This window comes from Flavobacterium sp. (assembly GCF_013822155.1).
Classification (GTDB): domain Bacteria; phylum Bacteroidota; class Bacteroidia; order Flavobacteriales; family Flavobacteriaceae; genus Flavobacterium.
The window spans coordinates 1-20,744 of record NZ_PNJW01000013.1 but is presented as its reverse complement, the minus strand read 5'-3'; the positions used below and the strand labels follow the sequence as shown (position 1 = coordinate 20,744).

Annotated in this window: 19 protein-coding genes and 4 tRNA genes; all 23 read left to right on the top strand. The window is 34.4% G+C overall.

Annotation, left to right across the window (positions count from 1 at the left end):
- Positions 1 to 70: 70 nt before the first annotated feature.
- Positions 71 to 1,432 carry a pyridoxal-phosphate dependent enzyme gene (locus tag C0512_RS05300; protein ID WP_290859506.1) on the top strand — a complete coding sequence of 454 codons (1,362 nt, stop codon included), beginning with the start codon at positions 71 to 73 and terminating at the stop codon, positions 1,430 to 1,432.
- A gap of 108 nt (positions 1,433 to 1,540) precedes the next feature.
- Positions 1,541 to 2,842, top strand: coding sequence for a DUF2851 family protein (locus tag C0512_RS05295; RefSeq protein ID WP_290859504.1), 1,302 nt, complete (start codon positions 1,541 to 1,543; stop codon positions 2,840 to 2,842).
- Entirely contained in the window at positions 2,829 to 3,251 is a 423-nt protein-coding gene (locus tag C0512_RS05290) for a 6-phosphogluconate dehydrogenase (RefSeq protein ID WP_290859502.1), read from the top strand. The genes C0512_RS05295 and C0512_RS05290 overlap by 14 nt, the downstream gene beginning before the upstream one ends.
- Positions 3,251 to 3,478 (top strand): PspC domain-containing protein, encoded by a 228-nt coding sequence (locus tag C0512_RS05285; protein ID WP_290859500.1) that lies wholly within the window; start codon positions 3,251 to 3,253, stop codon positions 3,476 to 3,478. The genes C0512_RS05290 and C0512_RS05285 overlap by 1 nt, the downstream gene beginning before the upstream one ends.
- 90 nt (positions 3,479 to 3,568) lie before the next feature.
- Positions 3,569 to 5,065 carry a sodium:alanine symporter family protein gene (locus C0512_RS05280; protein ID WP_290859499.1) on the top strand — a complete coding sequence of 499 codons (1,497 nt, stop codon included), beginning with the start codon at positions 3,569 to 3,571 and terminating at the stop codon, positions 5,063 to 5,065.
- A 16-nt stretch (positions 5,066 to 5,081) separates the two neighbouring features.
- Positions 5,082 to 5,951 (top strand): helix-hairpin-helix domain-containing protein, encoded by an 870-nt coding sequence (locus C0512_RS05275; protein ID WP_290859497.1) that lies wholly within the window; start codon positions 5,082 to 5,084, stop codon positions 5,949 to 5,951.
- A gap of 34 nt (positions 5,952 to 5,985) precedes the next feature.
- Positions 5,986 to 7,155, top strand: a complete 1,170-nt coding sequence (locus C0512_RS05270) for an acyl-CoA dehydrogenase family protein (RefSeq protein ID WP_290859495.1) — start codon at positions 5,986 to 5,988, stop codon at positions 7,153 to 7,155.
- A 72-nt stretch (positions 7,156 to 7,227) separates the two neighbouring features.
- Complete coding sequence (gene rpsU, locus C0512_RS05265; RefSeq protein WP_290859494.1) at positions 7,228 to 7,422, top strand: 30S ribosomal protein S21; 195 nt, start codon at positions 7,228 to 7,230, stop codon at positions 7,420 to 7,422.
- A 70-nt stretch (positions 7,423 to 7,492) separates the two neighbouring features.
- Positions 7,493 to 8,389: a tyrosine-type recombinase/integrase gene (locus C0512_RS05260; RefSeq protein ID WP_290859492.1), complete on the top strand. Its 897-nt coding sequence runs from the start codon at positions 7,493 to 7,495 to the stop codon at positions 8,387 to 8,389.
- A 30-nt stretch (positions 8,390 to 8,419) separates the two neighbouring features.
- The gene (gene raiA / locus C0512_RS05255; RefSeq protein ID WP_290859490.1) at positions 8,420 to 8,722 is read left to right on the top strand and encodes a ribosome-associated translation inhibitor RaiA; all 303 of its coding nucleotides are present in this window, start codon (positions 8,420 to 8,422) and stop codon (positions 8,720 to 8,722) included.
- A gap of 91 nt (positions 8,723 to 8,813) precedes the next feature.
- Positions 8,814 to 8,887: transfer RNA gene (locus C0512_RS05250), tRNA-Thr, on the top strand.
- 85 nt (positions 8,888 to 8,972) lie between these two features.
- Positions 8,973 to 9,053 (top strand) — tRNA-Tyr (locus C0512_RS05245).
- Between the two features lie 31 nt (positions 9,054 to 9,084).
- Positions 9,085 to 9,156: transfer RNA gene (locus C0512_RS05240), tRNA-Thr, on the top strand.
- A gap of 52 nt (positions 9,157 to 9,208) precedes the next feature.
- The gene (gene tuf, locus C0512_RS05235) at positions 9,209 to 10,396 is read left to right on the top strand and encodes an elongation factor Tu (RefSeq protein WP_290859489.1); all 1,188 of its coding nucleotides are present in this window, start codon (positions 9,209 to 9,211) and stop codon (positions 10,394 to 10,396) included.
- A gap of 57 nt (positions 10,397 to 10,453) precedes the next feature.
- Positions 10,454 to 10,524: transfer RNA gene (locus C0512_RS05230), tRNA-Trp, on the top strand.
- A 15-nt stretch (positions 10,525 to 10,539) separates the two neighbouring features.
- Positions 10,540 to 10,737 (top strand): preprotein translocase subunit SecE, encoded by a 198-nt coding sequence (secE, locus tag C0512_RS05225; RefSeq protein WP_290859551.1) that lies wholly within the window; start codon positions 10,540 to 10,542, stop codon positions 10,735 to 10,737.
- 8 nt (positions 10,738 to 10,745) lie between these two features.
- A complete protein-coding gene (nusG, locus tag C0512_RS05220) occupies positions 10,746 to 11,297 on the top strand; it encodes a transcription termination/antitermination protein NusG (protein WP_290859487.1) in 552 nt (183 codons plus the stop codon).
- 65 nt (positions 11,298 to 11,362) lie between these two features.
- A complete protein-coding gene (gene rplK, locus C0512_RS05215; RefSeq protein WP_290859485.1) occupies positions 11,363 to 11,800 on the top strand; it encodes a 50S ribosomal protein L11 in 438 nt (145 codons plus the stop codon).
- A 13-nt stretch (positions 11,801 to 11,813) separates the two neighbouring features.
- Positions 11,814 to 12,503 carry a 50S ribosomal protein L1 gene (gene rplA, locus C0512_RS05210; protein ID WP_290859483.1) on the top strand — a complete coding sequence of 230 codons (690 nt, stop codon included), beginning with the start codon at positions 11,814 to 11,816 and terminating at the stop codon, positions 12,501 to 12,503.
- A 22-nt stretch (positions 12,504 to 12,525) separates the two neighbouring features.
- Positions 12,526 to 13,041 carry a 50S ribosomal protein L10 gene (rplJ, locus tag C0512_RS05205; RefSeq protein ID WP_290859481.1) on the top strand — a complete coding sequence of 172 codons (516 nt, stop codon included), beginning with the start codon at positions 12,526 to 12,528 and terminating at the stop codon, positions 13,039 to 13,041.
- 62 nt (positions 13,042 to 13,103) lie between these two features.
- Entirely contained in the window at positions 13,104 to 13,481 is a 378-nt protein-coding gene (gene rplL / locus C0512_RS05200) for a 50S ribosomal protein L7/L12 (protein WP_290859479.1), read from the top strand.
- Between the two features lie 265 nt (positions 13,482 to 13,746).
- The gene (gene rpoB, locus C0512_RS05195) at positions 13,747 to 17,559 is read left to right on the top strand and encodes a DNA-directed RNA polymerase subunit beta (protein WP_290859477.1); all 3,813 of its coding nucleotides are present in this window, start codon (positions 13,747 to 13,749) and stop codon (positions 17,557 to 17,559) included.
- Positions 17,560 to 17,643: 84 nt separating this feature from the next.
- Positions 17,644 to 20,744 (top strand): DNA-directed RNA polymerase subunit beta' (gene rpoC / locus C0512_RS05190; RefSeq protein ID WP_290859475.1); only part of this gene is annotated, 3,101 nt, incomplete at its 3' end.

The window sequence follows — 20,744 nt, the reverse complement described above, 5'->3', positions numbered from 1 at the left end:
TTTTGAAATTACCAACAAAACTTGCAGTATCTTTTTTTATCAATACCTTTACAATCGAAATATAAATAGCATGAAATTCGCAGAAAATATCTTGGGAACAATCGGAAATACTCCGTTAGTTAAAATTAATAAAATCACCAAAGAACTGAATTGTTTGGTATTGGCCAAAGTGGAAACTTTTAATCCGGGTAATTCAGTCAAAGATAGAATGGCCGTTAAGATGATTGAAGATGCCGAAGCTGATGGTCGTTTGAAACCCGGTGGTACTATCATTGAAGGAACATCCGGTAATACAGGAATGGGTTTAGCATTAGGAGCGATTGTTAAGGGATACAAATTAATTTGTGTGATTACCGATAAACAATCCAAAGAAAAAATGGATATTTTAAGAGCAGTTGGAGCAAAAGTAATTGTATGTCCAACCGATGTTGAACCGGAAGATCCAAGATCTTATTATTCTGTTTCTAAACGGTTAGGTACGGAAATTCCAAATTCTTGGTACGTTAATCAATATGATAATCCATCCAATGCAATTGCTCATTACGAGCAAACAGCTCCCGAAATTTGGGAGCAAACAGATGGTAAAATAACTCATTTTGTAGTAGGAGTGGGAACAGGCGGAACAATTTCAGGTGTTTCTAAATATTTGAAAGAAAGAAATCCTAATATTAAAGTTTGGGGAATTGATACCTACGGTTCTGTTTTTAAAAAGTACCACGAAACCGGAATCTTCGACGAAAATGAAATTTATTCATACATTACCGAAGGAATTGGGGAAGATATTCTTCCTAAAAATGTTGATTTTTCTTTAATAGATGGTTTTACAAAAGTTACCGATAAAGATGCCGCTGTTTATACCAGACGATTAGCACTTGAAGAAGGTATTTTTGTAGGCAATTCAGCCGGTGCTGCAATCAAAGGAGTGCTACAGTTGAAAGAACACTTTAAGCCGGAAGACATAGTGGTCGTTTTATTCCATGACTCAGGAAGTCGATATGTTGGTAAAATGTTCAATGATGATTGGATGCGGGAACGTGGATTTTTAGATGAAGAAATGACTAAAGCTTCTGATTTAATTAAATCGCATATAGACAAGCCTCTGATAATTGTTCGCACAGAGGAATTGGTTTCACACGCCATTGAAAGATTAAAAAAATATAATATTTCTCAAATTCCGGTAATTGATTCGACCGGTTTTGTGGGCTCTTTAGACGAAACTGATTTATTCAGAAGTTATTTTGCTGATAAAAATATTGGTGACAAACCTATCCGTGAAATTATGGGGAAACCCTACCCAATTGTTCAGGAAAACACCCCATTTGAAGAAGTCACAAAACTGATTAATAAAGATAATCAGGCTGTTTTGGTAGCTTTAGAAAACGGAAAGTACCATATCATTACTAAACACGATATCATTAGTTCAATAAACTAAAAAAGGTATTCGATTTTTTTATAATTCCTTATCAATTTTTTTGGTAAGGATTTTTTTTATATCTTAGTATTTCATTTAACCGCCACAATACTAAAATCATTAATCGCCATGAAAGAAGACTTTCTGCATTTTGTATGGCAATACAAAAAATTCAACTTTACAAATCTTTATTCTGTTGATGGTAAGCAAATATCAATAGTAAATACGGGCCAATATCTTCAAAAAGCAGGTCCTGATTTTTTTAATGCTCAACTTATAATTGATAATCAAAAATGGGCTGGAAATGTTGAAATTCATTTAAAATCCTCAGATTGGTATGTGCATCATCATGAAACCGATTTTAATTATGACAATGTGGTATTACACGTGGTATGGGAACACGATACCGATGTTTTTAGAAAAAACAATACGGCAATCCCTGTAGTAGAACTAAAAAAATATGTTTCTCCTGAAATTGTTGCTAATTACCATAAGCTAACTACTCCAAAGTCATGGATTAATTGTGAAAATGAAATTAAAACCATTGATGACTTTACTATGAATAATTGGCAGGAGCGTTTGTTTATTGAGCGTTTGCAAAATAAATCGTTGGAAATTAATCATTTGCTTTTGGAATCCACATACGATTGGGAGGCTGTTTTTTATTGTCTTCTGGCCAAAAGTTTTGGATTGAATACAAACGGAATTTCTTTTCTAAACCTGCTAAAATCGATTCCATTTTCAATGATAAGAAAAGAAAGTCATGAAGTTAAAAATTTAGAAGCTCTTTTTTTTGGAAGGCTCGGTCTCTTAGATGACTATAAAGAAGATGTTTATTTCAATGATTTAAAAAAACAATGGAATTATTTGGCACACAAATATAGTTTAGAACAAAAAATACCGGAACCCATTCAGTTTTTTAAACATCGGCCTGATAATTTTCCAACTATTCGATTGGCTCAATTAGCTCAATTAATACATTTAAATAAACAACTGTTTCAAAAATGTCTTCTTGTAAATTCGGTTAAAGAATTGTACTCACTTTTTAATGTCAACACTTCATATTACTGGAAAAATCATTATATATTTGATAGAGAAAGTCCTCCTAAAAATAAAAGTTTATCCAAAAATTTCATTGATTTAATTATTTTGAATTGTATTGTTCCGATTAAGTTTTGTTATGCAATGAATAATGGAAATACAAATATTGAAGAATTAATTAGTTTAGTTTCAGAAATAGCTTCAGAAAAAAATTCAATCATTGATAAGTTCAAAAAGGCAGGAATAAATTCAGGAAATAGTTTTCAATCTCAGGCACTATTGCAAATGAAGAAGGAATATTGTAATTATAATAAATGTTTAAATTGTGAAATTGGACAAAAGTTAATTAACTTTACGTCATTAAAAACTATTAAAAATGGAAACAAATAACACTACTAAACTTTCTTTTTCACAAAAGGTTAAAAAATATTTTTATCGATTTTTATTTCTGTTTTTGCTTTCTTTTGTTGGATACTTTTTATTTATAATGTATGTGCCTTATAGTGAAGGAGTTCGTTCCGGTGAACTTATAAAATTCAGTAAAAAAGGAGTTGTTTTTAAAACTTGGGAAGGGGAAATGAGTCAGGGAATTTCTGGAGCACAGATTTTTATTTTTTCAGTGGCAAACAAAGAAAAAGAAGTGATTCAGCAATTAGAAGATCTTCAAGGAAAGTATGTTAAGTTGAAATACGAGGAAAGATATCGAACTTTTTTTTGGTGGGGAGATTCTCCTTATTTTGTCACAAATGTTGAAGAAGAAACAACACCTTATATGCGTGTGAAAGAAACTGCTAATTAATGAGCTGGATTACTTCTATTCGTCATTTTTTTGAAAAACATGGTTTTCATGTTTCTTCCAGGTTAGCCGATCGTTTAGGCATGAGAGCTTCAAACGTTCGTCTGTTTTTTATCTATATATCTTTTGTTACAGTTGGACTTTGGTTTGGTGTTTATTTAACTTTGGCTTTTTGGTTAAGGTTAAAAGATATGTTACACACTAAACGCAGTTCTGTCTTTGATTTATAAACGAGTTTTTTTCAAAAAATTCCTCATACTTTTTTTTTAAAGCAATTTTTTTCGCATCTTGCTGAACTAAATTAAACTTAAATTAACTTTATGAAGAAGTTATTCTCGCTTTTTGCTCTTTTACTACCTATTTTAACTTTTAGTCAGGAAAAAGGATTAGATGAAAAAATTAATGATGTGATAAAACCGGCTGTAGATGCTATGGCAAGTGTTTTTTTCTATAAACCTTTCGCATCCTTCGGATTTGATATGCCCTTAGTTGTACTATGGCTTGTTGTTGGAGCTACTTTTTTTACCATTTATATGGGCTTTATCAATTTAAAAGGAATTAAGCACGCTTATCAGTTAATTCGTGGAGATTACGATAAACCAGGAGATGCGGGAGAAGTTTCTCACTTTCAAGCATTAGTAACAGCTCTTTCAGGAACAGTTGGTTTAGGAAATATTGCCGGTGTTGCGGTTGCCATTTCTATTGGTGGGGCAGGAGCAACATTTTGGATGATTTTAGCCGGATTTTTGGGTATGTCTTCTAAATTTGTCGAATGTACTTTAGGTGTGAAATATAGACGATTAAACGATTTAGGTGAAGTTTCAGGGGGTCCTATGTATTATCTTTCTGAAGGTTTAAAAAGAAAAGGGTATGCCGGCTTTGGAAAGGTATTAGCTGTTATTTTTTCTGTTTTAGCTATTGGAGGATCTTTTGGAGGCGGAAATATGTTTCAAGCCAATCAATCTTTTGCTCAACTAGCTAATGTGTTTCCTGTTTTTGTAGGAAATGGATTTTGGTACGGTTTAGTAGTTGCTTTTTTTGTCGGAATTGTAATTATTGGAGGAATTAAAAAAATTGCCAGTGTGACTGATAAAATTGTACCTTTTATGGTAGGATTATATGTGATTACCTCTTTAATAATCATATTTGTTAATTTTGCTCATATCGGAGATGCTTTTTCCGAAATTTATTCCGGGGCATTTACAGCTGATGGAATATCGGGAGGTGTAATCGGTGTTTTAGTCGTCGGTTTTCAACGAGCTGCTTTTTCAAATGAAGCAGGTGTGGGTTCTGCCGCAATTGCACATTCCGCGGTAAAAACAGATGAGCCGGTGAGTGAAGGAATCGTTTCTTTATTGGAACCATTTGTGGATACTATTGTAGTTTGTACAATGACCGCTTTGGTACTAATATTTTCAGGATATGCTCAAGATACTCAAGGATTAACGGGTTCTGCATTAACTTCCGCGGCTTTTAGCAGTGTATTACCTTGGTTTAAATATGTATTGCTCGTAGCTATTATATTATTTGCCTTCTCTACTATGATTTCTTGGTCTTATTATGGAATGAAATCGTGGACTTATCTTTTTGGAAATACTAAAAAAATGGAGAATGTCTATAAAGTTTTGTTTTTAGTATTTGTTGTAGTTGGTTCTTCTGCTAGTTTAGGTGCTGTAATTGATTTTTCTGATATGATGATTTTAGGGATGGCTTTCCCAAATATTCTGGGGTTATATTTTCTCTCCAGCGAAGTAAAAGCTGATTTGAAAGAATATTTTAGAAAGCTTAAGTCCGGTGAGATTAAAAAATTCGAATAATTTTAAATATTTTCTTATGAAGATTAAATCCTACTTCCAGTTTACAAATGAACAACGAAGAGGTGTGCTTTCTTTATTACTTCTTATCGTTATTATTCAATTGAGTTATTTTTATTGGTCTTCAAGCAAATCAACAAATCCATCAACTACCGATAAAAGTTGGTTAGCCATGCAATCGGTTATAGATAGTTTAAAGATAAGTCAATCTTCTTCTGAAAGAAAGATATATCCTTTTAATCCAAATTTTATTTCAGACTTTAAAGGGTATCAGTTAGGGATGTCTTTAGAGGAATTAAATAGACTATTTGGATTTAGAAAGCAAAATAAATATGTGAATTCTGCAAAAGAATTTCAAGCAGTTACGGGTGTTTCCGATAGTCTTCTACTGGCGATTTCACCTTATTTTAAATTTCCTGATTGGGTAAATCAACCTAAAAAAGAATTTTCTTCTTTCGCTAAAAATACCTACGAGAATAAAAAAAGTATTGTTCGAAAAGACATCAATGAGGCAACACAAGATGATTTGATCAAGATTTATGGAATCGGACCTGCTTTGTCTGAAAGAATTTTAAAACAAAAAGATATTCTGGGTGGTTTTGTAACGATGGAACAAATGGAATCCATTTGGGGATTAAGTCCGGAAGTAATTGAAAATTTGAATAAATATTTTCAGGTTACGACAATTCCAACAGTAAATAAAATTGATGTTAATAATTTGTCTGTAAAAGAATTAGCGAAGTTTCCCTATTTTAACTATACCATTGCTAAAGAAATTGTTACATACAGAAGCATGAATAAGGGCATTCATTCTATTGAGGATTTAACAAAAATTAAAGGAATGCCTAACGAAAAAATCAAAATTATCGCCTTATATTTGGAATTCTAAAAAAATATAGAAAAAAAACAACTTTTATTTATTTATGAATTCTATTTATTTCACTGAAGAGCACCAACTATTTAGGGTAACATTACGCGATTTTTTACATAAAGAAGTTGTGCCTCACATTGAAAAATGGGAAAAAACAGGAACTATTGAACGTTTTATCTGGAAGAAGTTTGGTGAGATGGGTTTTTTTGGAATAAATTATCCGGAAGCCTACGGCGGAATGAATTTGGATTTGTTTTACACTGTTATCTTTTTGGAAGAATTACAAAAAATAAAATCATCCGGTTTTGCTGCGGCCATGTGGGCACATGCTTATTTAGCCATGACGCATCTTAATGCAGAAGGTGATGAGCAAATAAAACAAGATTATTTAGTGCCAAGTATTTCCGGAGATAAGATTGGAGCTTTGTGCATTTCAGAACCTTTTGGAGGGAGTGACGTAGCAGGAATGCGAACTTTAGCCGTTAAAAAAGGTGATAAATATTACTTAAATGGTTCCAAGACTTTTATTACAAACGGGGTGTATGCCGATTATTATGTAGTTGCTGCTAAAACAAGCCCGGAATTAGGAAATAAAGGAATAAGTATTTTTTTAGTTGATACTTCTACCCCGGGAATTTCCGCTACAAAACTTGATAAATTAGGTTGGAAGGCTTCGGATACAGCTGAGATTGCATTTGACAATGTTGAAATTTCTGAAAAGAATTTAATGGGTGAAGAAGGAAAAGGATTTCCTTATATTATGCAACACTTTGCTTTAGAACGTTTAATCATGGCTATCAACGCACACGCCCGTTCAGAGTATGCAATTGACTATACGATAGAATATATGTCACAACGCGAAGCATTCGGTAGTACCATTAATAAATTTCAAGCATTGAGACACACAATGGTTGAGCATGCTACTGATGTAGAACATTGTAAAGTTTTTAATTACGCTGCTGTTGCTCGATTAAATAAGGGAGAATATGTAGTTAAAGAAGCTACTATGGCTAAATTAAAATCGACCAAAGTAGCTGATGAAACAATCTATAGTTGCCTACAAATGTTAGGCGGTTACGGATATATGGAAGAGTATCCCTTGGCACGTTTATTAAGAGATAGTCGTTTAGGACCTATAGGCGGTGGAACTTCAGAAATCTTAAAAGAGATATTGTCAAAAATGATTATTGACAAGCAGAATTATCAGCCTGCTGTAAAATAATTCAAATTTCATAATTCACAATTCAAAATAAATGTTACTTTTGCACCCTAAATGAGAGGAGGTGTCTAGATTATGTTAATTATACCAATTAAAGACGGAGAAAATATCGATAGAGCGTTAAAACGCTACAAAAGAAAATTTGATAAAACTGGAACTGTTCGTCAACTTAGAGCACGTCAGGCTTTTATTAAACCATCTGTTGTTAAAAGAGCACAAGTTCAAAAAGCTCAGTACATTCAAACATTGCGAGACAGTGTAGAAATGTAATAGTTTTTTTTATAAAAAATAAACTGTTAGTTTGATAAGTTTTGTAACTTTGAAGCTAACGGTTTTTTTTATGCAATCAAATCAACAAGCTTTTAAGGATTACTTACAAATGCAAAAAAACTATTCCTTGCATACCGTTAAAGCTTATATAAAAGATATAGAAGAGTTTGATTCTTTTAATAAAACTCATTTTGAACAAGATTCTATTGATATAGTAGGTTATCCTCAAATTCGAAGTTGGATTGTCTCATTAGTGGATGGAAATATTTCGGCATCATCAGTAAACCGTAAAATTTCTTCTTTAAAAAGTTATTACAAATTCTTATTAAGAATAAAACAAATTGAACAAAGTCCTTTGTTGAAGCATAAAGCTCTTAAAACACCAAAGAAAATCCAGATTCCTTTTTCTGAAAAAGAAGTAGACTTAGTGCTGAATCAAATTATTTATCCGGATGGTTTTGAGGGAATTCGAGATAAACTCATTATAGATATGTTCTATACAACGGGTATCAGAAGAGCAGAATTAATTAATTTAAAACTGAGTTCGATTGATCTTAATAGTAACACACTGAAGGTCATTGGAAAAAGGAATAAAGAACGAATTTTACCTTTATTGCCTATTATAATTAGTCAGATAAAAATGTATATTATACAACGCAATGCTATTCAGGATATTAAAAATACAGAGCAATTGTTTTTGACACAAAAAGGTGTTAAATTAAATGACTCTCTTGTGTATCGATTAATAAATACGTACTTTAGTACTATCTCCGAGAAGGTAAAGAAAAGCCCTCACATTTTGCGTCACACGTTTGCCACGCATCTTTTGAATAACGGAGCCGATTTAAATTCAGTGAAAGAATTGTTAGGACATTCTAGTTTGGCTTCTACACAAGTATACACACACAGCAGTTTGTCAGAACTTAAGAAAGTATATTCAGAAGCACATCCCAGAAATCAAAAGTAATTCTTATTGTTAAACTTTAAAAATTTGATTATGAAGGTAAATGTTAACGCCGTTAACTTTAATGTTGACAGAAAGTTAGTAGATTTTGTGACAGAACGCATGGATAAATTGGAAAAATATTACGACAAAGTTGTAGTGGTTGACGTTTTTCTGAAAGTTGAAGCGACTAGTGAAAAGGAAAATAAAATAGTTGAGATTAAAGTTCATGTACCCGGAGATGATTTAATAGTTAAAAAACAATGCAAAACTTTTGAAGAAGCAGTTGATTCTTCTAGCGAAGCTTTAGAAAGATTGTTGCTAAAAAGAAAAGAAAAAATTAGAACACACATCTAAAAATATTTTTTTAAAAAATGTTTTTGATTGACAAATAAAATCTATACATTTGCAGTCCGTTAGAAATAGCGGGCTTTTTTTATTGAGCACTGCCGATGTAGCTCAGCTGGCTAGAGCAGCTGATTTGTAATCAGCAGGTCGTGGGTTCGAGTCCCTCTATCGGCTCAATTAAAAATTAAAAATCAAAATACTTTGTAAGAATAAGATTCTAAAGCATTTACGTTCTTTAAAAAAGTATAAAAAAATTTGAGGGGAGATACTCAAGCGGCCAACGAGGACGGACTGTAAATCCGTTGGGAAACCTTCGCAGGTTCGAATCCTGCTCTCCCCACAATTTTTTACTAAAAAAGGATTGATTTCTTGCCGGTGTAGCTCAGGGGTAGAGTGCTTCCTTGGTAAGGAAGAGGTCACGGGTTCAATTCCCGTCATTGGCTCTAAATTGTAAGATTTAACACTATTATATAACTAAGATTTAAATTAATTAAAATGGCAAAAGAAAATTTTAATCGTAACAAGCCACACCTTAATATTGGAACTATTGGGCATGTGGATCATGGAAAAACTACATTAACTGCAGCTATTACTAAAGTATTATCTGATGCAGGTTACTGTCAAGCAAAATCATTTGATCAAATTGATAATGCTCCTGAAGAAAAAGAAAGAGGTATTACTATCAATACATCTCACGTTGAGTATGAAACTGCTAATCGTCATTACGCACACGTTGACTGTCCTGGTCACGCGGATTACGTAAAAAACATGGTTACAGGTGCTGCTCAAATGGACGGTGCTATCTTAGTAGTTGCTGCTACAGATGGTCCTATGCCACAAACACGTGAGCACATCCTTTTAGGACGTCAGGTAGGTATTCCAAGAATCGTTGTGTTCATGAATAAAGTGGATATGGTTGATGATGCGGAATTATTAGAATTAGTTGAAATGGAAATCAGAGATTTATTATCATTCTATGATTATGATGGAGATAATAGTCCTGTTATACAAGGTTCAGCTTTGGGTGGATTAAATAATGACCCAGCATGGACTCCAAAAATTCTTGAATTGATGGAAGCTGTTGATAGTTGGATTCAAGAGCCGGAAAGAGATATTGCAAAACCTTTCTTAATGCCTGTTGAAGATGTATTTACAATTACTGGTCGTGGAACTGTAGCTACAGGTCGTATCGAAACAGGAATTTGTAATACAGGAGATCCAGTTGAAATCATAGGTATGGGTGCTGAGAAATTAACTTCTACAGTTACTGGTATCGAAATGTTCCGTCAAATCCTTGATAGAGGTGAGGCTGGAGATAATGCAGGTATCTTGTTAAGAGGTGTTGCTAAAGAAGATATCAAAAGAGGAATGGTTATTTGTAAACCAGGTTCTGTTAAACCACATGCTAAATTTAAAGCAGAGGTTTATATCTTGAAAAAAGAAGAAGGTGGTCGTCACACACCATTCCATAACAACTATCGTCCACAGTTCTATGTTAGAACAACTGACGTAACTGGTACTATTTCTTTACCAGCTGGAGTTGAAATGGTAATGCCAGGTGATAACTTAACTATTGAAGTAACTTTATTAAGTGCAATTGCTTTGAATGTAGGTTTACGTTTCGCAATCCGTGAGGGTGGTAGAACTGTAGGTGCTGGTCAGGTTACTGAGATTCTTGATTAATTCAATAAATATATAAAGCCAGTTACTATTCTTATGAATATTACTGGCTTTTAACAAACGGGTGTAGTTCAAGGGTAGAATAGCGGTCTCCAAAACCGTTGATGGGAGTTCGAATCTCTCCACCCGTGCAAAAACAAATAAGAATGACAAAAGTTGTTAATTACATAACAGATGCTTTCGAAGAATTGAAGTCTAATGTAACTTGGTTACCTTGGTCTGAAGTACAACGTCTAACGATCATAGTAGCGATTTTTACAGTTGTCTTTGCTCTAGCTACATGGGGTGTTGACGAAGTTTTTAGAAAAGCAATATCAGGATTTTTTAATTTGATAAAAGGATAATTTCTGTTATGGCTGATAGTAGTTTAAAAAAATGGTATGTCGTTAGAGCTGTAAGTGGCCAAGAAAATAAGGTTAAAACTTATATCGATAACGAAATTAATCGGCTTCATTTAAGCGATTTTATTGCTCAGGTATTGGTGCCAACTGAAAAAGTAGTACAAGTACGAGATGGTAAAAAAATTGCTAAGGATAAAGTCTATTTTCCAGGTTATGTGATGATTGAAGCAAATTTGACCGGAGAAATACCACATATCATTAAATCTATTACAGGTGTTATTGGTTTCTTAGGAGAAGTAAAAGGCGGAGATCCTGTTCCTTTACGTTTATCCGAAGTAAACAGAATGTTAGGTAAAGTAGATGAGTTGGCAATAAATACCGATTCTCAAAATATTCCGTTCAACATTGGTGAAACTATCAAAGTTATTGACGGACCTTTCAACGGTTTCAATGGAACTGTTGAGAAAATTAATGAAGATAAGCGTAAACTTGAAGTGATGGTGAAAATTTTCGGAAGAAAAACACCTTTAGAATTAGGGTTTATGCAAGTTGAAAAAGTATAATTTGTTACATTATTATAAACCGCATCTTGCTTCCAATTGAGATGTGCTAAATTTTTTTTTAAACAATGGCTAAAGAAATTAGTAAAGTAGTTAAACTACAAGTTAAGGGAGGTGCCGCGAATCCTTCGCCACCGGTTGGACCTGCTTTGGGAGCTGCTGGAGTTAATATCATGGAGTTCTGTAAGCAATTCAATGCGAGAACTCAAGATAAACCCGGCAAAGTTTTACCAGTACAGATTACTGTATACAAAGACAAATCATTTGATTTTGTTGTAAAAACTCCGCCAGCTGCTATTCAGTTAATGGATGCAACAAAGCTAAAGTCAGGTTCAGGTCAACCAAATCGTAAAAAAGTAGCTAGTGTTACTTGGGATCAAATTAGAACAATCGCTGAAGACAAAATGGTAGATTTAAATGCATTTACTATTGAGGCTGCTATGAGTATGATAGCAGGAACAGCTCGTTCTATGGGAATAACAGTATCAGGAGTTGCTCCTTTTTAATTAAAAGAAAGACATGGCAAAATTGACAAAAAAGCAAAAAGAGGCTGCATCAAAAATTGAAAAAAGCAAATTATATTCTTTAAAAGATGCTTCGGCATTATTAAAAGATGTTGCTTCTGCAAAATTTGATGAGTCTGTGGACATTGCAGTTCGTTTAGGAGTTGATCCTCGAAAAGCAAATCAAATGGTAAGAGGTGTGGTAACATTGCCTCATGGAACTGGTAAAGATGTTAGAGTTTTAGCATTAGTTACTCCAGATAAAGAAGCGGAAGCTAAAGCTGCTGGTGCAGACTACGTAGGTTTAGATGATTATCTACAAAAAATTAAAGACGGTTGGACAGATGTTGATGTAATTATCACGATGCCTGCTGTAATGGGTAAATTAGGTCCATTAGGTCGTATTTTAGGTCCTAGAGGTTTAATGCCAAACCCAAAAACAGGTACGGTTACAATGGATGTTGCAAAAGCAGTTCAAGAAGTGAAAGCCGGTAAAATCGACTTTAAAGTTGATAAAACGGGTATTGTTCATGCTGGAATTGGAAGAATTTCTTTCAATGCAGACATGATTGTAGATAATGCTCACGAAATTATTCAAACATTAATCAAAATGAAACCAACAGCAGCCAAAGGTACTTATATCAAGTCTATTCACTTGTCTAGTACAATGAGCCCTGCAATTGCTTTAGATCCTAAAGCAGTTTAATTGGTAGTTAAATAATAATAGTATGACTAGAGAAGAAAAATCAAGAGTTATTGAAGATTTAACTGCACAGTTGGCTGATAGTAATGTTGTCTACATTGCAGATATTTCAAATCTTAATGCTGAAACAACTTCAAATCTTAGAAGAGCGTGTTTCAAAGCCGGTATCCAATTAAATGTTGTAAAAAACACCTTGTTGGAAAAAGCGATGGAAGCTTCTGCTAACGATTATGGAGATTTACCTTCAGTATTAAAAGGAAATACTTCAATAATGATTGCGGAGAACGGAAACGCTCCTGCAAAAATCATTAAAGAATTCCGTAAAAAATCAGATAGACCTCTTTTAAAAGGAGCTTACATTCATCAGGCTATCTTTATTGGTGACAACCAATTAGACGCCTTAGTATCTCTTAAATCAAAAGAAGAAGTTATCGGAGAAATCATCGGACTTCTACAATCTCCTGCTAAAAATGTTGTATCCGCTCTTAAATCAGGTGGTGGCAAAATTGCAGGAATTGTTAAAACCTTATCCGAAAGATAAGAAACCCGCGAGAACGCACTTAATAAATTATATTTTACAAACTATTTAAATCGATAGAAAAAATGGCAGATTTGAAACAATTCGCAGAACAATTGGTTAACTTAACAGTTAAAGAAGTTAATGAATTAGCAACAATTTTAAAAGATGAATATGGTATCGAGCCTGCAGCAGCTGCTGTAGTTGCCGGACCAGCTGCTGGTGGCGGAGACGCTGCTGTAGTAGAAGAGCAAACAGAATTCACTGTAGTTTTGAAAGAAGCTGGTGCATCTAAATTGGCTGTAGTTAAAGCGGTTAAAGAATTAACTGGTTTAGGTCTTAAAGAAGCAAAAGATTTAGTAGATGCTGCTCCTTCTAATGTTAAAGAAGGTGTGACTAAAGATGAGGCTGAAGGTCTTAAAAAATCTTTAGAAGAAGCTGGAGCTGTAGTAGAGCTTAAATAAGCTAACTTAGGTTTAAGAACTAGGTTTAGGTCTTGGATTAACCTCCAACGACCTAAACCATTTTTCGTATAATAAAATTATACATTATTTTATTATCAATTAGTTTAAAATACCCTATTATTTTTGATCACTACGAAGAAAGAAAATTAAGACAGAGCAATCTGAAAAAATTTTTAAAGATGTATTGATTGCAAAAAGAAAGTATTAGTTAAACAGTGTTTTACACAAAAATAATTACTTTTTTTAATCAAAATTTTGTCCATAGATGATAACTAATCAGACTGAAAGATTGAATTTTGCCTCAACTAAAAATATACCACAATATCCCGATTTTCTGGATATTCAGGTAAAATCTTTTAAGGATTTCTTCCAATTGGAAACCAAATCTGACGAAAGAGGCAACGAAGGTCTATACAACACCTTCATGGAAAATTTTCCAATCACCGACACAAGAAACAATTTTGTACTTGAATTTTTAGACTATTTTGTAGATCCTCCTCGTTATTCTATTTCAGAATGTATTGAAAGAGGGTTAACTTACAGTGTGCCATTAAAAGCCAGGTTAAAATTATATTGTACAGATCCGGAACATGAAGATTTTGAAACGATTGTGCAAGATGTATATTTAGGTACTATTCCTTATATGACTCCTAGCGGTACTTTTGTAATCAATGGTGCTGAAAGAGTTGTTGTATCGCAGTTACACCGTTCACCCGGTGTTTTCTTTGGACAATCATTCCATGCTAATGGAACCAAATTATATTCTGCCCGTGTTATTCCTTTCAAAGGATCATGGATAGAATTTGCTACCGATATCAACAACGTAATGTACGCTTATATCGATAGAAAGAAAAAATTACCTGTAACTACTTTATTCAGAGCCATCGGTTTTGAGAGAGATAAAGATATTCTTGAAATATTCGACCTTGCGGAAGAAATTAAAGTATCTAAAACAGGACTTAAAAAATACATCGGACGTAAATTAGCTGCACGTGTGTTAAACACTTGGCATGAAGATTTCGTTGATGAAGATACCGGTGAAGTAGTTTCTATCGAAAGAAACGAAATCATATTAGATCGTGATACTATAATTGATAAAGACAATGTTGAGGAAATTATCGATTCTAATGTGAAATCTATTTTGTTACATAAAGAAGATAATAATCAAGCTGATTATACAATCATTCATAATACGTTACAAAAAGACCCTACCAACTCTGAAAAAGAAGCCGTAGAACACATCTATCGTCAATTGCGTAATGCTGAACCGCCTGATGAAGATACTGCTCGTGGTATTATAGATAAATTGTTCTTCTCTGACCAACGTTACAACTTAGGTGAAGTAGGTCGTTACAGAATGAACAAAAAATTAGGTTTGGATATCCCAATGGAAAAACAAGTGTTGACCAAAGAGGATATTATTACAATCGTAAAATATTTGATCGAATTAATCAACTCTAAAGCAGAGATTGATGATATTGATCACTTATCAAACCGTCGTGTTAGAACAGTTGGAGAACAGCTTTCTGCTCAATTTGGTGTTGGTTTGGCTCGTATGGCCAGAACAATCCGCGAAAGAATGAATGTTAGAGATAATGAGGTGTTTACACCAATTGATTTGATTAATGCGAAAACATTGTCTTCGGTTATTAATTCTTTCTTTGGAACAAACCAACTTTCTCAATTCATGGATCAAACAAATCCATTAGGAGAGATTACACACAAAAGAAGACTATCTGCCCTTGGACCTGGTGGACTTTCGAGAGAAAGAGCCGGATTTGAGGTACGTGACGTTCACTATACACACTATGGTCGTCTTTGTCCAATTGAAACACCTGAGGGACCAAACATTGGTTTGATTTCTTCACTTGGTGTTTATGCTAAAGTAAATGGAATGGGATTCATTGAAACGCCTTATCGTAAAGTTACGAATGGGGTAGTAGATTTGATTTCTGAACCTGTTTATTTAAGTGCGGAAGAAGAAGAAGGTAAAATGATTGCTCAGGCAAACATTGAAATGGATGAAAAAGGAAAAATATTAGCGGATAAAGTTATTGCCCGTGAGGAAGGTGACTTCCCGGTTGTGGATCCTTCTGCTGTTCATTATACAGACGTTGCTCCAAATCAAATTGCTTCTATTTCAGCTTCTTTAATACCTTTCTTGGAACATGATGATGCGAACCGTGCTTTGATGGGATCTAACATGATGCGTCAAGCCGTACCATTATTACGTCCGGAAGCTCCAATTGTTGGAACTGGTTTGGAAAGACAAGTTGCTTCTGATTCTAGAGTATTAATTAATGCGGAAGGAAATGGTGTTGTAGAATATGTTGATGCTGAAAAAATCACCATCAAATATGACAGAACAGAGCAAGAAAGAATGGTAAGTTTTGAAGCAGATGAAAAAACATACCAATTAATCAAATTCCAAAAAACAAACCAAAGTACTTGTATCAACTTGAAACCTATCGTTAGAAAAGGGGACAGAGTTGTTAAAGGACAAGTTCTTTGTGAAGGTTATGCCACTCAAAAAGGAGAATTAGCTCTTGGAAGAAACTTGAAAGTGGCCTTTATGCCATGGAAAGGGTACAATTTCGAGGATGCAATTGTAATTTCTGAAAAAGTGGTTCGTGATGATATTTTTACATCAATTCATATTGATGATTATTCATTGGAAGTTCGTGATACTAAATTAGGTAACGAAGAATTAACCAATGATATTCCTAATGTTTCAGAAGAAGCTACAAAAGATTTGGATGAAAATGGAATGATTAGAATTGGGGCTGAAGTAAAACCTGGTGATATTCTTATCGGGAAAATTACGCCTAAAGGAGAGTCAGATCCAACTCCGGAAGAAAAATTGTTACGGGCTATCTTTGGTGACAAAGCAGGTGATGTAAAAGACGCTTCTTTAAAAGCATCTCCATCATTACATGGTGTCGTTCTTGATAAAAAATTATTTGCAAGAGCCGTTAAAGATAAACGCAAACGTACAAAAGATAAAGATGATTTGGCTTCATTAGAAATGGAGTTCGAAGTTAAATTCAACGAATTAAAAGAAAAATTAGTTGAAAAATTATTCAACATTGTAAACGGAAAAACTTCGCAAGGAGTAATGAATGACTTAGGCGAAGAAGTTTTACCAAAAGGTAAAAAATATACGCAAAAAATGTTAAATGCAGTGGAAGATTTCGCTCACTTAACAAAAGGTCAGTGGGTTTCTGATGATGAAACTAATTTCATGGTAAATGATTTGATTCACAATTATAAAATCAAATTAAATGACCTTCAAGGTGCTTTACGAAGAGAGAAGTTTACCATTACTGTTGGAGATGAATTACCAGCCGGAATTTTAAAATTAGCTAAAGTTTATATCGCTAAGAAACGTAAACTGAAAGTGGGTGATAAAATGGCGGGTCGTCACGGAAATAAAGGTATTGTAGCTCGTATCGTAAGAGACGAAGATATGCCTTTCCTTGAAGACGGAACTCCTGTTGATATCGTATTGAATCCACTTGGTGTACCTTCTCGTATGAACATTGGTCAAATTTATGAAACCGTTTTAGGATGGGCTGGAAAGAATTTAGGAAGAAAGTATGCTACACCAATTTTTGACGGAGCTACAATCGACCAAATTAATGAATTGACAGACGAAGCAGGAATTCCAAGATTTGGTCATACCTATTTATATGATGGAGGAACCGGAGAACGTTTTCACCAAGCAGCAACCGTTGGAGTAATCTATATGTTGAAATTAGGACACATGATTGACGATAAAATGCATGCACGTTCTATCGGACCATACTCATTAATCACGCAACAACCATTAGGAGGTAAAGCTCAATTTGGAGGTCAGCGTTTTGGAGAGATGGAGGTTTGGGCTCTTGAGGCTTATGGTGCTTCAAGTACTTTAAGAGAAATCTTGACTGTAAAATCAGATGACGTTATTGGTAGAGCTAAAACTTACGAAGCAATCGTTAAGGGTGAGCCAATGCCGGAACCGGGATTACCTGAATCATTCAATGTATTAATGCATGAATTGAAAGGTCTTGGTTTAGATATCCGATTAGAAGAATAATATTGTTGTTTCAAGTTTCAGGTTGCATGTTTTGTGCAGCCTGAAACTTAAAACTTGAAACATAATAAACAAATTTTATTGACTATGATGAATAATAGAAATAATAAAGATAAAAACCCAATTAAGCGGTTTAATAAGATTTCCATCGGATTGGCTTCTCCGGAATCAATGTTGGCTGAGTCAAGAGGGGAAGTTCTTAAACCGGAAACCATCAATTATAGAACCCATAAACCGGAACGTGATGGTCTTTTCTGTGAACGAATTTTCGGCCCTGTAAAAGATTACGAATGTGCTTGTGGTAAATATAAAAGAATTCGCTACAAAGGTATCGTTTGTGACCGTTGTGGGGTGGAAGTAACTGAGAAGAAAGTACGACGTGATCGTGTGGGACACATCAATTTGGTAGTGCCAATCGCTCATATTTGGTATTTCCGCTCACTTCCAAACAAAATTGGTTATATTTTAGGTTTGCCTTCTAAGAAATTAGATATGATTATTTACTACGAAAGATATGTAGTAATTCAAGCCGGTATTGCCCAAAATGCAGAAGGAGAATCTTTATCAAGATTAGACTTTTTAACCGAAGAAGAGTATTTGAATATTTTAGATACCCTTCCAATGGAAAACCAATATTTAGATGATAATGATCCAAATAAATTCATCGCCAAAATGGGTGCGGAATGTATTATGGATTTATTAGCCAGAACAAATCTAGACCAATTGTCTTACGATTTACGTCATGCTGCTAATCATGAAACATCAAAACAAAGAAAAACTGAAGCGTTAAAACGTCTTCAAGTGGTTGAATCTTTCCGTGAAGCAAATCTTAACCGAGAAAACTTGCCACAATGGATGATTTTAAAAGTAATTCCGGTTATTCCACCAGAATTACGTCCATTAGTGCCATTGGATGGTGGTCGTTTTGCAACATCCGATTTAAATGATTTATACCGTCGTGTAATCATCCGAAATAACCGTTTGAAAAGATTAATGGAGATTAAAGCTCCGGAAGTTATCTTGAGAAACGAAAAACGTATGTTGCAGGAAGCAGTTGACTCTTTATTCGATAATACAAGAAAAGCATCAGCGGTTAAAACAGAATCAAACAGACCATTAAAATCACTTTCGGATTCCTTAAAAGGAAAACAAGGTCGTTTCCGTCAAAACTTATTAGGTAAACGTGTGGATTATTCTGCTCGTTCCGTTATTGTCGTTGGGCCTGAATTGAAATTGTTCGAATGTGGTATCCCTAAAGATATGGCTGCTGAACTTTACAAACCTTTTGTTATCCGTAAATTGATTGAAAGAGGAATTGTAAAAACAGTTAAATCGGCTAAGAAAATTATAGATAAAAAAGAGCCTGTAGTATGGGATATCCTTGAAAATGTTATCAAAGGACACCCTGTATTACTGAATCGTGCTCCTACCTTACACCGTTTGGGTATTCAAGCATTCCAACCAAAATTAATTGAAGGGAAAGCAATTCAATTACACCCATTAGTGTGTACGGCGTTTAACGCGGATTTTGATGGTGACCAGATGGCAGTTCACTTGCCACTTGGACCGGAAGCTATTTTGGAAGCACAATTATTAATGTTGGCTTCACACAATATTTTGAATCCGGCAAATGGTGCACCAATTACGGTTCCATCTCAAGACATGGTTCTTGGTCTTTATTATATGACCAAAGAACGTTTATCAACTCCTGAGCATAAAATTTTGGGTGAAGGCCTAACTTTCTATTCTGCGGAAGAAGTAAATATTGCCTTAAATGAAGGTAAATTAGAATTGAATGCTCGTGTTAAAATTAGAGCAAGAGATTTTGATGAAACCGGAAAATTAGTATATAAATTAATTCAAACTACTGCCGGTAGAGTATTATTTAATGAAGTAGTACCGGAAGCAGCAGGATATATCAACGAGGTTTTAACTAAAAAGTCGTTGCGTGATATTATCGGAAGAATTTTATCTGTAACCAATGTGCCAACAACGGCAGCCTTCTTGGATAACATGAAAGACATGGGTTACAAGTTTGCATTCCGTGGTGGATTATCATTCAGTTTAGGTGATATCATTATTCCTCACCAAAAACAAGAATTAATAGCAGATGCAAGAGAAGAAGTAGATGCAATCACCATGAACTATAACATGGGATTAATCACAAACAATGAAAGATATAATCAAGTAATTGACGTTTGGACTTCTAAAAATGCATTATTGACAGAGTTAGCAATGAAAAACATTAGAGAAGACCAACAAGGGTTCAACTCGGTGTATATGATGCTTGATTCTGGAGCTAGGGGTTCTAAAGAACAAATTCGTCAGTTAACCGGTATGCGTGGTTTGATGGCTAAGCCTAAAAAATCAACTGCTGGTGGTGGTGAAATTATTGAAAACCCAATTCTTTCTAACTTTAAAGAGGGTCTTTCAATTTTAGAATACTTTATCTCTACGCACGGTGCTCGTAAAGGTCTTGCGGATACGGCTTTGAAAACGGCTGATGCCGGTTACTTAACCAGAAGATTACACGACGTATCACAAGATGTAATTGTGAATACCGAAGATTGTGGAACTTTAAGAGGAATCGAAGTTTCTGCCTTGAAAAAGAATGAAGAAATCGTTGAATCGTTAGGTGAAAGAATTTTAGGACGTGTAGCTCTTCAAGATGTTATCAATCCGTTGAATTTAGAAGTATTGATTGAAGGTGGTCAAGAAATTACCGAATCAGTAATGAGAGCGATTGAAGCATCTCCAATTGAAAGAGTGGAAGTGCGTTCACCATTGACTTGTGAAGCGGCAAAAGGTATTTGTGCAAAATGTTACGGTAGAAACTTAGCAACCGGTCGTATGACTCAAAAAGGGGAAGCGGTTGGAGTAATTGCTGCTCAGTCTATCGGTGAGCCCGGAACTCAGTTAACACTTCGTACTTTCCACGTTGGTGGGGTTGCGGGTGGTATGTCTGAAGAATCAAATATCATTACTCGTTTCAAAGGTAGATTAGAATTAGATGATTTAAAAACTGTTAAAGGAGAAGATGCTGATGGAAAAGCAATTGACATCGTGATTTCTCGTTCTACAGAATTAAAATTAGTGGATGAAAATACAGGTATTGTATTAAACACTCACAATATTCCTTATGGTTCAACCATTTATGTAAAAGATGGTCAAATCGTTGATAAAGGAAC

What these genes read in the sequence shown, in the direction of transcription:
- C0512_RS05300 (WP_290859506.1), top strand. Translation starts at nt 71, where the DNA reads ATGAAATTCGCAGAAAATATCTTGGGAACAATCGGAAATACTCCGTTA.
- C0512_RS05295 (WP_290859504.1), top strand. Translation starts at nt 1,541, where the DNA reads ATGAAAGAAGACTTTCTGCATTTTGTATGGCAATACAAAAAATTCAAC.
- C0512_RS05290 (WP_290859502.1), top strand. Translation starts at nt 2,829, where the DNA reads ATGGAAACAAATAACACTACTAAACTTTCTTTTTCACAAAAGGTTAAA.
- C0512_RS05285 (WP_290859500.1), top strand. Translation starts at nt 3,251, where the DNA reads ATGAGCTGGATTACTTCTATTCGTCATTTTTTTGAAAAACATGGTTTT.
- C0512_RS05280 (WP_290859499.1), top strand. Translation starts at nt 3,569, where the DNA reads ATGAAGAAGTTATTCTCGCTTTTTGCTCTTTTACTACCTATTTTAACT.
- C0512_RS05275 (WP_290859497.1), top strand. Translation starts at nt 5,082, where the DNA reads ATGAAGATTAAATCCTACTTCCAGTTTACAAATGAACAACGAAGAGGT.
- C0512_RS05270 (WP_290859495.1), top strand. Translation starts at nt 5,986, where the DNA reads ATGAATTCTATTTATTTCACTGAAGAGCACCAACTATTTAGGGTAACA.
- rpsU (WP_290859494.1), top strand. Translation starts at nt 7,228, where the DNA reads ATGTTAATTATACCAATTAAAGACGGAGAAAATATCGATAGAGCGTTA.
- C0512_RS05260 (WP_290859492.1), top strand. Translation starts at nt 7,493, where the DNA reads ATGCAATCAAATCAACAAGCTTTTAAGGATTACTTACAAATGCAAAAA.
- raiA (WP_290859490.1), top strand. Translation starts at nt 8,420, where the DNA reads ATGAAGGTAAATGTTAACGCCGTTAACTTTAATGTTGACAGAAAGTTA.
- tuf (WP_290859489.1), top strand. Translation starts at nt 9,209, where the DNA reads ATGGCAAAAGAAAATTTTAATCGTAACAAGCCACACCTTAATATTGGA.
- secE (WP_290859551.1), top strand. Translation starts at nt 10,540, where the DNA reads ATGACAAAAGTTGTTAATTACATAACAGATGCTTTCGAAGAATTGAAG.
- nusG (WP_290859487.1), top strand. Translation starts at nt 10,746, where the DNA reads ATGGCTGATAGTAGTTTAAAAAAATGGTATGTCGTTAGAGCTGTAAGT.
- rplK (WP_290859485.1), top strand. Translation starts at nt 11,363, where the DNA reads ATGGCTAAAGAAATTAGTAAAGTAGTTAAACTACAAGTTAAGGGAGGT.
- rplA (WP_290859483.1), top strand. Translation starts at nt 11,814, where the DNA reads ATGGCAAAATTGACAAAAAAGCAAAAAGAGGCTGCATCAAAAATTGAA.
- rplJ (WP_290859481.1), top strand. Translation starts at nt 12,526, where the DNA reads ATGACTAGAGAAGAAAAATCAAGAGTTATTGAAGATTTAACTGCACAG.
- rplL (WP_290859479.1), top strand. Translation starts at nt 13,104, where the DNA reads ATGGCAGATTTGAAACAATTCGCAGAACAATTGGTTAACTTAACAGTT.
- rpoB (WP_290859477.1), top strand. Translation starts at nt 13,747, where the DNA reads ATGATAACTAATCAGACTGAAAGATTGAATTTTGCCTCAACTAAAAAT.